Consider the following 12,383-nt stretch of genomic DNA (forward strand, 5'->3'; position numbering starts at 1 on the left):
GGCGAGAGGCAGCGATCGTGACAAAAGTGAAGAAGTTTCTCTGCGGTGCCGCCGCCGCCAGCCTGGTAGCGGGAGCGGGCGCGGCCGTCGGAACCCAGGTGGGCCTGTCGAAGGTGACCGCGGACTGGATGCTCACCGCCGAGCACGTGCTGCTGATCGGCCTCGACGGCGTCAACCTGTCCAAGGTTCTGGAATACGCCTACAACGACGACAGCGGCTTCAAGACCGCGATGGACCAGGGCATCACCGGGACCGCCAGCATCATCAACCACACCACGCTCTCCGGACCGTCCTGGTCGACGGTGCTCACCGGGGTGTGGGACGACAAGCACGGCGTCTTCAACAACCTGTTCCGCGCCGAGCCGTACAACCTGTGGCCGTCGGTGTTCAACCTGATCGAGTACAACAAGCCCGAGATCAACACCACGATCATCAGCAACTGGGAGTACCTCAACCAGCTGGCCGACTCCGGGGGATATCCGGTCGACAACAACGTCTTCGTCGGGCCCGGGGACAGTCCCGCCGACAGCGACGCGTCGGTCACCGCACTCACCATCGCCCAGATCCTCGCCACCGCGGACAACCCCGATGACATCTCCAACTTCCTGTTCTCCTACCAGAGCCAGGCCGACCACGCCGGACATGAGTTCGCCGGCGGGTCGGAGGAATACCAACAGGCCATCATCAACCTCGGGGGCAACCTCCAGCAGATTCTGGCCGCGATCGCCCAGGTGCAGGCGCTCACCGGCGACGACTGGTCGATCATCGTGACCACCGACCACGGCCACCAGCAGACGGTGACGCTGCCCGGCCTCAGCATCGGCCACGGCTTCCAGTCGCCCAACGAGACGTCGTCGTTCGTCATCTTCGATCAGGCCGGCAGTAACGCGACCGACGGCAGCCAGAACCTGAACTTCTCGATCGCCGACATCACCCCGACGATCCTGTCGCTGTTCGGCATCGACCTGCGGTCGGACTTCGACGGCGTCTCGCTGACCGATGACCCGACCGTCCTGGACAGCCACGTCACTCCCGTCGACCTCCAACAGGCACTGCTGGCGGCGCTGGCGATGTACGGCTACCCCAACATCGGCAACGAGCTCACCCTGGGGTTCCGGACGTTGGTGGGCTCGGTCCCCTACTTCCTCAACACCTTTGTCAACCAGATCGACCAGTTCCTGCAGGGGATCGTCAACCAGGACATCTTCCTGATCAGCGGGCTGGCCGAGGGCGCTCAACTGGTCAACAATTTCTTCGGCGGCCTGACCGTGGACGTCACCAATACGGTGGCCCAGGCCATTACGCACCTGCTCGGTTCGGGCGTGATCGCACCCACCGACGCGCCCCTGCCGCTGCCGGGCGTGGCCGAGTTCACCGGATTGGAGTCCCTGCTCGACCTCGACGCCCTAGTGGGCTGACACCAGGCCCGAGGCACCTCTGAGCAACCGGCGCGATACCCCAGATCGCGTCGGTCGCCCAGAGATTCCTCAGTAACTTCCTGCAGGAATAGTCCGCTTTCGCGCACAAGCTGTGGATTACCTGGGGAACTGTTAGTATCGCCGCAAATTGGCCCGCACAACTTCGGCGAGGGAATGCGATCGTGACGACAATCAAGCGAGTGCTCTGTGGTGCGGCTGTCGCCGGCCTGGTCGCCGGAACGGCTTCGGTGGCGGGCTCGCAGGTGGGCCTGTCCACGGTGACCGCCGATTGGATGCTGGCCGCCGAGCACGTGCTGCTGCTGGGCACGGACGGCACCAACCTGGACAAGATCCTGGAGTACGCCTACAACGACGACAGCGGCTTCAAGATGCTGATGGACCGGGGCATCACCGCGGCCACCACCATCGCCGGCCACATGACCATGTCCACGCCGTCGTGGTCGACGATTCTCACCGGCGTGTGGGACGACAAGCACGGTGTGGTCAGCAACGTCTACCGGCCCGAGCCGTACACCACCTGGCCGTCGGTGTTCAACCTGATCGAGTACTTCAAGCCCGAGGTCGACACCACGGTGATCTCCGGCCGCGGCCTGTTCACCGAGATCGCGTCCACGGGCGGTTACCCGGCCGACAACATCATCGGCATCACCGGTGGATCCACCTCAGCGGAGATGGATTCGCTGGTCACCCAGGAGACCATCGCCCGGATTCTGGCGACCACCACCAACCCGAACCTCGACACCTTCATGTTTTCCTACCAGTCGCAGGTCGACCATGCCGGGCACTCCTTCGGCGGTGGATCGGACGAGTACCGCGACGCCGTGATCAACGTCGGGGCCAACTGGAAAGAGATCCTGGACGCGGTGGCGGCCGCCGAGGAGGCCACCGGCGATAAGTGGACGATCATCGCGGTCACCGACCACGGCCACCAGCAGAACCCAGACCTGTTCGGATTCAGCCTGGGCCACGGCTTCCAGTCGCCCAATGAGACCTCCAGCTTCGTCATGCTGTCGCTGGCCGGTAACGAGGCCCAGGCCGGCGGCCAGAGCCTGACCTATCAGACCGTCGACATCACCCCCACGATCCTGCAGGTCTTCGGCATCCCGATGCGCTCGGACTTCGACGGTGTCCCAATGCAGACCGACCCGGACATCTTGAACAGCATCGTCTTCCCGACCGACCTCAAGCAGGCCCTCACCGCTGCCATCGCAAGCTACGGCTACCCGAACATCGGCATCGACGTCATGCTGAGCATCCGTGCGCTGGCGGGCGGGGCCGGGTACTTCCTGGAGAACTACGCGCTGCCGCCCATCCTGAACTACCTGCAGACGATCGTCGACCAGGACATCTTCTTGATCAGCGGGCTGGCCGAAGGCGCCCAGTGGGTGCTCAAGACCGTCGGTGACGCCACCGCAGATGTGCTCACCGACATCGGCCGGGTGGTCGCGTACTTCACCGGCGCCGGCGTCATCCCGCCGAGCGACGCGCCCCTGCCGCCTCCGGGCGTCGCCGAGTTCACCGGGTCGCTGGACACCCTGTTCACCGGCTTCGCGGCCCCTGAGCTGGGCGCCCCCGAGCTGCCTGCGCTGCTCGACCTCGACGTCCTGGCGGGCTGATACAGCCCGGACGGCATGTGTGCGGCCAGGTGAAATGCTGGGCCAACTCCTCAGCAACACCCTGCTCACATGAGGAAAATCGCCCAGAAAGCTGAGTTTTCTCTGGGTGACTGATAGTGTCGCGATCAATTGGCTGGCAGGACTTGGGACGAGGGAATCCGATCGTGATCACAACCAAGAAGTTTCTGAGTGGTGTTGTCGTCGCCGGCTTGGTTGCCGGGACCGGAGCCGCCGTCGGAACGCCCGTCGGGCTGTCCGCTTCGACGGCAGAGTGGCTGCTGGCCGCCGAGCACGTGCTGCTGATCGGCACCGACGGCACCAACCTCTCGAAGATCCTGGAGTACGCCTACAACGAAGACAGCGGTTTCAAGACCGCCATGGACTGGGGCATCACCGGGGCGGCCACCGAGGTCAACCACACCACGATCTCCGGTCCTTCGTGGTCGACCATCCTCACCGGCGTCTGGGACGACAAGCACGGCGTGATCAACAACGTGTTCGAAGCGGCGCCGTACAACTCATGGCCCACCGTGTTCAACCTGATCGAGTACTACAAGCCGGAGATCCAGACCACGGTGATCGCCGACTGGGACTACATCAACCAGATGAGTGCCGCCGGCGGTTACCCGGCCGACAACAACCTGTACGTGCCGTTCCAGAACAATTGGGCCGACACCGACGCGGAGGTCACGTCGCAGACCATCGCCCAGATTCTGGCGACCACCACTAACCCGAACATCGACAACTTCATCTTCTCCTACCAGGTGCAGGCCGATGAGGCCGGCCACGCCTACGGCGGCGGATCGGCCGAGTACGCCCAGGCCGTCATCAACGTCGGCGGAAACATCCAGCAGATCCTGGACGCCGTCGCCTACGCCCGGGCCGAGACCGGCGACGACTGGTCGATCATCATCACCACCGACCACGGCCACCAGATGTCACTGGGCTTCGGGCACGGCTTCCAGTCGCCGAATGAGACCACCCAGTTCGTCATCTTCGACCAGGCCGGCGACAACGCCACCGACGGCAGCCAGAACTTGAACTACTCGATCGCCGACATCACCCCGACCATCCTGCAGCTCTTCGGCATCCCGCTGCGGTCGGACTTCGACGGTGCCCCGATGTTCACCGACCCCAATATCATCAACAGCATCGTCTCGCCGGTCGACCTCAAAGAGGCGCTCACCGCCGCGATCGCGATGTACGGCTACCCGAACATCGGCAACGACCTCGCCCTCGGGCTGCGCACGGTGGTCGCCACGATCCCCTACCTGCTCAACGGCGTGGTCGCCGACATCGACAAGTTCCTGCAGTCGATCGTCGACCAGGACATCTTCCTGATCAGCGGCCTGGCCGAGGTTGGTCAGCAGATCAACGACTTCTTCGGTGGTCTGTCGGTCGATGTGCTCCAGCTGGCAGCGGGCGGGGTCGCCTGGCTGACAGGGGCAGGGCGCATTGAGCCCACCGACGCACCGCTGCCGCCTCCGGGAAGTGCCGAGTTCACCGGCCTGGAGGCCCTGCTGGCCAGCGGCACGGTCCCCGCCCCCGACCTGGGCGGCACCGACCTGGCCGGTCTGCTGGACCTGACCGCGCTGGCAGGCTGATAACTGAACATCGAAGCGCCGCCAGGTCCCGCAACACCCGGGCCTGGCGGCGCTTCGTGTGTGCTGGGATAGCGTCCTGGCAGTGACTTCACCCCACGGGGCTAGGAACCAGCCGTCGGCCTTCCTCGTTCCCGGTCGAACTTCAGGAGCGGCGACACCATGAAGACCCCCATCTGCGAGCAGTACGGCATCGAGTTCCCGCTTTTCGCGTTCAGCCACTGCCGCGACGTGGTGGCCGCGGTGACCAATGCCGGCGGCTTCGGCGTGTTCGGCGGCGCGGCCTACACCCCGGAGCGGTTGGACCAGGAGTTGAGCTGGATCGACGAGCAAGTCAAGGGCAAGCCCTACGGCATCGACATCATCGTCCCGGCGAAGTTCGAGGGCAAGGGCGAAAACCTCTCGGGCGGCCAGCTTTCCGACCGTATTCCCGCTGAGTACCGGGCCTTCATCGCAGACCTGCTGGCCCAACACGACATCGAGCCCGAGGAGAAGCCGCGCGTGGGTTCGGCCATGCTGGCCGGCAGTGCGGGAGAACAGCTGCTCGAGGTGGCCGTCGCCCACCCCATCCGGATGATGGCAAATGCGCTCGGTGTTCCGCCGGACTACATGATCAAGTCCGGGAAGGACAACGACATCCCGGTCGCGGCCCTGGTGGGCGCCAAGGAGCACGCGCTGAAGCAGGTGGCCCACGGCGTTGACCTCATCGTCGCCCAGGGCACCGAGGCCGGTGGCCACTGCGGAGAGGTGTCGACGCTGGTCGTGGTTCCCGAAGTGATCGAAGCGATCGACAATGCAGTCCCCGTACTGGCCGCCGGCGGAATCGTCACCGGTCGACAGATGGCGGCCTGCGTGGCCTTGGGTGCCGCCGGGGCCTGGACGGGCTCGGTGTGGCTCACCACCGAGGAAGCCGAGACCGAGCCGCACACCGTGCAGAAGATGCTGGAGGCCACGTCGCGCGACACCATTCGCTCGACCGCACGCACCGGCAAGCCCGCCCGCCAACTGGTCTCGGAATGGACCGATGCGTGGCGCCCCAATGAGAAGGGCCACCCGACGCTGCCGCTGCCGCTGCAGTCAATGCTGGCCGAGCCCACCCTGCGTCGCATCGACAAACTGGCTGCCACCGGACACCCTGGGGCACAAGCGCTTTCCACGTATTTCGTGGGCCAGGGCGTCGGGCTGATGAACAAGGTCAAGCCCGCGCGCGACGTCGTGTTCGAGTTCATCGAGGACTACATCGCCGCCGCCGAGCGGCTCGGCGGCTCGCTCAGCGACTGAGCCGCCGGCCGCGCCTTAGGGGGTCTGCGGCTCCCGCCACATCTTCCACAACGTGGGCCCGCCGTTCGGCAGGTTGATCTCGCCGATCACCCGGAAGCCGAAACGCTCGTAATACGGCACGTTCTCGAACTTGCTGGACTCCAGGTAGGCCGGGCACAGCTCCGCGTCGCAGCGATCCAGCCGCGGTTGCATGACGGCCTGCCCGAACCCCCGGCCCCGCACCGACGGGTCACTGCCGATCACCGCCAAATACCAGTGCGGTTCCTCGGGGTGGTTGGCGTCCAACAGATCTGAGAGCACCCGCCCCTGCCCCAGGCGAAAACCGAACGCCCGGAACAAGGACGGCACCATCCGCAGCTGGGACCAGATCGACTGCTTCCACTGGTTGGGCGGGTCCCACAGCGCGGCCGCACCGACGGCCGCACCGTCGTCGGCCACCTCGACACCGCCCCCGGCCAGGTGATGGACCCGGGCCGAGGTGCCGAAGTACGTCGTCAACTGGTCTTCACGCGCGTCGTCGTCGGGGAGCAGCCACATCGACACCGGGTCGTCGTAGAACGCGCGCCCCAGCGCCTTCGCCAGCGAGGGGAGGTCGGACTTGAGCGCGGGCCGCGAGTCGATTGCCATAGGGCTACATTAATGCGTCGCAATCGGCGGCGGTGCAGAGCAAGATCATCGGATATGAGCACCCTGCTGTGGGACCAACACACGTGTCTGCCGTTGCAGGACGGTGCCGAGGTCACGCCGCTGACCCGCTACCAGCATTCCGGCGGAGTGCTGTTGTCGGTGAATGCGGGGTACGCGCCGCAGAGCCTTGCCGACAGCCTGGCGCTGCTGCAACACTTTCGCCGCGCCATCGAGGCCCACCCGGGCCTGGCGGTGGCCGCCACCGTCAGTGACGTCGACACGATCACCGGTGCGGGCGGAATCGCGGTGGTGTTCGACCTGGAGGACTCCCATCCCCTCGATGACGATCTGGCCAACCTGGCCGTTTTGGCCGCGCACGGGGTGCGCACCTTGCTGCCCACCTACAACCACGCCAATCGCGCCGGTTCCGGCTGCCTGGATTCGGCAGATGCGGGCCTGACCTCCTGGGGCCGGGCGATCGTCGCCGAGATGAACACCGTCGGCATGGTTCCCGACGGCTCCCATTGCAGCGTCCGCACCGGCCTGGACATGTGCGCGGTATCGAAGGGACCTGTGGTGTACAGCCATTCGTGTATGCGGGCGCTGTGGGATCACCCCCGCAACATCACCGACGATCAGGCGCGGGCGTGTGCGGCCACCGGCGGCGTCGTCGGAATCACCGCGGTGGGAATCTTCTTGGGGCCCAACACCCCCACCCTGGAAGCGGTGACGCGCCATCTGGAATATGCGGTCGAACTGGTGGGAATCGAGCACGTGGGCGTCAGCACCGACCACTCCTTCGACCATGCGGACTTCAACGCCGAGATGCTGGCCAACCCGCAACTGTTCGACCAGAGCTACACGCGCTGGGGTCCGATCCAGTGGATGACACCCGAGACCTGGCTGGGTCTGCGCGCACACCTTTGTGACCGGGGCTGGAGCGAGGCCGACGTCAGCGCCGTCCTGGGTGGCAACTTCCGCCGCGTGGCCCAGCAGGTGTGGCTCGGCTAGGGATTGCCGGGAGCGAAGACGAACTGCTCTATGGCACTGACGAATTCGTCCGGCTTCTCCACCAAGGGGCTGTGCCCCGATCCAGGGATGACGACCGGCTGCAGGCCGGCCCTGCGATAGCGTTCGACGTTCGGGGCGGTGGGAGCCAAAACGTCGTTCTCCCCCCACACCACCAGCACCGGCTTGCCCAGGCCCGCCAGCCTGTCGGCCACGGCACGCTGTTCGTTGAGCCGCCCCGCGGTCTTGGCGTGGCACAAGGCGTTGTGAGTCATGCGCTTCAACGATCGGTAGGCGAACGCAGGGATCGGAAAGTCGGCGTCAAACCCGGTCTGCAGCGAGCTCTTGTCTACCGTGTCCGAGCGACGCAGTTGATCCACCGAGGGGCCCAGCACCGGCCAGCACACCGCGTTGCTCAGCGCGGGCATAGCGGTGAGGCCCTGGTCTGCGGGGGTGTCGGAGACCAGCACGCGGTCCACCAGCTCCGGTGCGCTCTCGGCCAGCGCGGTGGCCACCGTGCCGCCCATCGAATGCCCGACCAGCACCGCGTGCTGCACACCCAAGGTGTCCAATGCCTGGTGCACGGCAGTGGCCTGCCCTTCGGCGCTGTAGGCCGTGGCGTCGCTGGGGGCTTCCGAGCCGCCGTGGCCCACCAGGTCGATCGCGATCACCCGGGTCGAGTCGGCCAACGCCGGAGCCACCGCCTCCCACCATTGGATCGAGGCCGAATAGCCGTGCAGCAGCACGATGGCGTGGTCGTCATCGCCTTCGCCGTATTCGCGGACGTTGAGGTCGGGGCCGGGTAGGTCTAGCACCAAGCCTTCGGCGAACGGCTCGGCGGTACGCGTGGCGCGGCCCGCCACCACCGCGGTGGCCAGCAGGGCGATCAGGGCCAGCGTGAACACGGCGGCGGCAATGCGTTTACCCACCCGCTGACGCTAGCGCGGGCATAGCCTGTACCGAGGCCGAATCACGGGAGGTAGCAATGAGCGACCACGACATCCGGATGATCGTCTTGTCCACCGATGACCTGGACGAATCGATCAAGTTCTACAGCGAAACCCTGGGCATGCCGCTGAAGTTCCGCGACGGCGCGCACTTCGCCGCCCTCGACGGCGGGTCGGTGACTTTGGCCTTGGCGACCGCGGTGGATCACCCCATCCACGGCCAGGTGGTGGTGGGGATCAAGACCGACGACGTGGACGGTGCCGCGAAAGCCATCGAGGCCAGCGGGGGCGGAATCGTCAAGGGCCCCTACGACGACGCCCACGAGCGCCGGGCGGTGGTCTACGACAACAAGGGCAATGGGCTGGTGTTCTATAAGCCGTTGGGGCGGTAGAGCGCGGGGCGGTCCAGCAAGGTCGGGCTAGGTCCGAAAGGCCTCCGCGTCGGGTGAATTGACGAACTCACGTTCGTGCGTAGCCTTCGACCGATAGTGCGCGGCGAAAGGCAACCCGTCATGTTGGTCCACGCGGCGACGCGGTATGGCGCGGCTGCAGCGCGTGGTGATGCCGGTGGCGCGGCGTGAGCGGCAGGCACCCAATGCCCAAATGGAGCCCTGCCAACTCGGCAGTCAATGGGGTCCGGGCACAAGCCTGCCTGGTCACCAGTGGGTCGGTGGGGTGGCGCCCCGATCCCGTACGTACGCCCCGACATGCCTGGCTGGAAGTGGGAACTAGAGAACTTACTGCCGTTCATGCATGGTCCGTTTATTGCGCACACGCAGCTGCTCAGTGATCCACCGGACCACGTCCCGGCCGTCTCGGTGGGGCGATGATCAGACTGCGGTTCGTCAAGCCAACTCTTAGTCGAGTGGCGTGGTGTACCACGGCGGTTGCGGTTGTATGCAGTCTCGCCGCGGGCCTATTCCTCTACGGGGCCGCAATCGCGACTCTCTCTGATAACGATCGACCCGCGGGAGGCGAATACGTTCGCCTGTTGCTCCTCGACCTGACATTTTGGGGTCCGGTCTTGCTCCTAACCTGTTGGAAATTCACAACTCCGCTCGCGCTTGTGCTCGGTTCGCTCACCGCAGGTATACGCCGCGTACCACCGGCGCCGGATTAAGCGGCGAACCCGAACCGCTGCACTGAGCCACCCAGCGATGCCGGGTTGACAACCCCTGACCTGCCGGTCGAGCTACGATCCGAAATGTGACCACCGCGCCCAACCTTTGGCCGTCCCCGCTGCCCTCTTCCCCGCCGCGCCATGTGGGCAAAGTTCTACCAGTTCTGACCTTCATCTTCTCCCTGGCTGCCCTGATCGCGGCCATTGCGGCTTTCGCGCGGCTGGCTCCCCAACCGACATACACCACGGCCGAGAAGTCCGCAGCTCAGGAACGGCTATGCGGTCAGTACCAGCTTGCGGCGCGAGCTGCGCATATCGAGACGGCGCTCGACGGTGACACCGCTTTGGCAAGGATCTCGATGATCAACGCTGCACTGATTCTTGAGACCGCGTCCTCAGACCAGGCGCTCGCGTCGAATTACCGCGATGCCGCAAGGGCTTTGGCCGACGCCTACCAGACCATGGCGGCTACAGCAAGCCTCGGCGATGCCACGAAATTCCAGGCTGCTGTGGACGCTACGAACACCCAGGTCGAAACAATGAAAGCACTCTGCGGAGACTGACGGACTTCCCGGCCATCGGTTAGCTCGGGCCGCATGTCGTCATGTAGGGCGGCCAGGGAGAGTCTGCCAAGCCCACGTAGGCCAAAAATCAGGATGTAAACGTGAAATCGCGTTGCGGACTACCATCCGCAATGTGACCACGAATCTGCCGCCTTGGACCAGCCAGCCCGCTGCGCGACCCCCAAGCCGACTGGCCCCGGTGCTTGCTGGGCTAGCTACGTTATTGGCAGCGGCTGCGCTAACTGTTGGGATAGTAGCGCTCACCCGGCCAGCCTCGTCACCAATATATTCGGGCGCTCAACAGAAAGCCGCGGATGACGAACTTTGCGGGACATATAAATTGGCGTCAACCGCGATGAGTATCGCCACTAATGCGCCCAACGGAGACGTATCCGTGGCTCGCCTTTCATTAACAAATGGAGCCCGGATGCTTCAAACAGCTGCGTCAGACCCCGCCCTCGCTGATAAATACCGTGACGCTGCGCGCGCACTGGCGAAAGCTTACCAAACGCAATCGGCAAAGGGCATTACTGCCACGCCCGAACAGTATCAAGCAGCAATGCGCGATACCAACTCGAAAACTCTGGTCATGATCGGCCTGTGTGGTGACTGACCTACCGCCGGGAAGATGGTCGATCTATTTGGTGGGTACATGGTGGCCCGCCCCCCCATCCATGCCAGCGAGCGGTTTCCAGTACTGGTCTGAGCAATCTAGCTCCAAAGAGCAGGAGGCTCTCGAGCTCCAGGCTTTCACTGACAGCATCGGCGCAAGGAACAATGGTCGGACTACCGAAGACGAGCTGATGCGTCTCAGGATTGGCTACAACCGTCTGACGAATGCAGCCGAACACTGTCGCAGCAAAAGCACTGCCAGCCTGGCTGTCGCCAATGCAGTTGACGAGCTCCGTCGTAAACTGACGACCATTGTCGATATTTACAACCCCAAAATTGATGAACTCGTGGCGAAGCAGACACCAGAGGCTATGGCCGAAGCCATTGGACTAATCGCCACTGGCAATGCTGAAGCCGCCGAACGCGGTTCCGAAGCGAACGGCAAGATCATTGCCGCAACGCAGCAGATGTTCAACGAATTAGGCATCGACGGTGACGCGCAGCGGTGGCTGCACGACAACGGAGCGAATTTCAGTCCACCGACCTCGGAACTACCCACGAGCGAGGAGCTGATCCGTAAGGCAGCCGGCGCAGACGATTTTCCCTGGCCGTTTAGCCCTGGGAACGCGGAGAACTACGGGCGGCCTAAGGGAGTAGACGAACTTCTTCTTCCAGCTGGCCCGGCCAACAGCGGCAGCGGTGGCGGCGCAGGCGGACTCAGTCAATCGAACCCGGGGCAATCGGTTCCGAATGACGGCGTTGCAGTTGGAGCAGGAGGCAACAGCGGGACCGGCGGCACAAACACAGTTGGAGGCGGCGGGGGCGGCACAAACACAGTCGGAGCAGGAGGCAACAGCGGGACCGCTGGCACAAACGCAGTTGGAGGCGGCGGGGGCGGCACAAACACGGCCGGAGCAGGACGCAGTAGCGGGACCGGCGGCACAAACACAGTCGGAGGCGGGGGCAACAGTGGGACCGGCGGCCCAACGACAGTTGCGGATGTCGGAACGGGGGTTCCACCTGCGGTAGGCCCACCACCAGCCGGCGGCGGCATGCCCGGCGGTGCGGTGATGGGGGGAGGCGGTCCCTCCCCCATGGCCTCCGGCATGCCCGGCCTCGGGAGCCCCGGAGGCGGGATGCCTGGTGGCTCCGGCGGCGGCATGCCACCCGGCCTCTCCTCGGGCGGCCCCACCCAGGCGCTCGCCGCGGGCATGCCGGGCGGTGGGCCTCCCGGACTAGGCGGACCGCCGACGCCCTCCGCGACGGGCGGATCAGGTCTCGGTGGTTTCGGCCAGGCCTCGCAGATTCCACCGTCGCCGTCGGTGACGCCGATGGCGGGCGGTTCGCTGGGCAGCATGGCCCAACTGGCTGGCTCGAGCACGGAGGTGGCCCCTGCCGCGCCGGCCGCGGGAGCCACCCCGGCAACACCCGCGGCGGCCCCGGTGACAGCCGGGCCCTCCTCGGTGCCGTCGGGGCCGATCAGCGCCGGGCCGATGGCCCCGTCGGGCCCGTTGCCCGGGTATGGCGCGGACTTACGTCCAGCGGCCGCCGCCCCGGCCGTCCCCACCC

General features: G+C 65.4%; 10 protein-coding genes and 1 pseudogene. 9 read left to right on the forward strand and 2 right to left on the reverse strand.

Translation table 11 applies throughout. The annotated features are described in order from the left end of the window. Positions 1 to 17 precede the first annotated feature (17 nt). From BST15_RS16475 to BST15_RS16490, 4 genes are all read left to right on the forward strand, one after another. Positions 18 to 1,418, forward strand: a complete 1,401-nt coding sequence (locus BST15_RS16475) for an alkaline phosphatase family protein (RefSeq protein WP_046189321.1) — start codon at positions 18 to 20, stop codon at positions 1,416 to 1,418. Positions 1,419 to 1,600: 182 nt separating this feature from the next. After that, on the forward strand, positions 1,601 to 3,055 hold the full coding sequence (locus BST15_RS16480; RefSeq protein WP_046189322.1) for an alkaline phosphatase family protein: 1,455 nt from the start codon (positions 1,601 to 1,603) through the stop codon (positions 3,053 to 3,055). Between the two features lie 164 nt (positions 3,056 to 3,219). Then, positions 3,220 to 4,659, forward strand: coding sequence for an alkaline phosphatase family protein (locus BST15_RS16485; RefSeq protein WP_046189323.1), 1,440 nt, complete (start codon positions 3,220 to 3,222; stop codon positions 4,657 to 4,659). Between the two features lie 159 nt (positions 4,660 to 4,818). Further along, positions 4,819 to 5,937, forward strand: coding sequence for an NAD(P)H-dependent flavin oxidoreductase (locus BST15_RS16490; protein WP_046189324.1), 1,119 nt, complete (start codon positions 4,819 to 4,821; stop codon positions 5,935 to 5,937). Positions 5,938 to 5,952: 15 nt separating this feature from the next. On the opposite strand, the gene BST15_RS16495 is transcribed toward BST15_RS16490, so the two are convergent. Further along, complete coding sequence (locus BST15_RS16495) at positions 5,953 to 6,564, reverse strand: GNAT family N-acetyltransferase (protein ID WP_046189325.1); 612 nt, start codon at positions 6,562 to 6,564, stop codon at positions 5,953 to 5,955. 54 nt (positions 6,565 to 6,618) lie between these two features. Between BST15_RS16495 and BST15_RS16500 the strand changes: the two genes are divergently transcribed. Continuing rightward, positions 6,619 to 7,575: a dipeptidase gene (locus tag BST15_RS16500; protein ID WP_046189326.1), complete on the forward strand. Its 957-nt coding sequence runs from the start codon at positions 6,619 to 6,621 to the stop codon at positions 7,573 to 7,575. Here the strand turns inward: BST15_RS16500 and BST15_RS16505 are convergent. After that, positions 7,572 to 8,501, reverse strand: coding sequence for an alpha/beta fold hydrolase (locus BST15_RS16505; protein ID WP_046189327.1), 930 nt, complete (start codon positions 8,499 to 8,501; stop codon positions 7,572 to 7,574). The two genes, BST15_RS16500 and BST15_RS16505, sit on opposite strands and share 4 nt — an antisense overlap. Before the next feature lie 56 nt (positions 8,502 to 8,557). Here BST15_RS16505 and BST15_RS16510 point away from each other — a divergent pair, with 56 nt between their 5' ends. The 4 genes and pseudogenes from BST15_RS16510 to BST15_RS21825 all read left to right on the forward strand — a co-directional run. Next, a complete protein-coding gene (locus BST15_RS16510; protein ID WP_019737291.1) occupies positions 8,558 to 8,911 on the forward strand; it encodes a VOC family protein in 354 nt (117 codons plus the stop codon). An 814-nt stretch (positions 8,912 to 9,725) separates the two neighbouring features. Further along, complete coding sequence (locus tag BST15_RS16515; RefSeq protein ID WP_234708303.1) at positions 9,726 to 10,202, forward strand: hypothetical protein; 477 nt, start codon at positions 9,726 to 9,728, stop codon at positions 10,200 to 10,202. 427 nt (positions 10,203 to 10,629) lie between these two features. Next, positions 10,630 to 10,815 (forward strand): hypothetical protein, encoded by a 186-nt coding sequence (locus BST15_RS22805; protein WP_234708304.1) that lies wholly within the window; start codon positions 10,630 to 10,632, stop codon positions 10,813 to 10,815. A gap of 1,135 nt (positions 10,816 to 11,950) precedes the next feature. Next, a pseudogene (locus BST15_RS21825) lies at positions 11,951 to 12,383 on the forward strand (DUF5631 domain-containing protein); the annotation flags it as partial.

This window comes from Mycolicibacter arupensis (assembly GCF_002086515.1).
In the GTDB taxonomy this organism is placed as follows: domain Bacteria; phylum Actinomycetota; class Actinomycetes; order Mycobacteriales; family Mycobacteriaceae; genus Mycobacterium; species Mycobacterium arupense.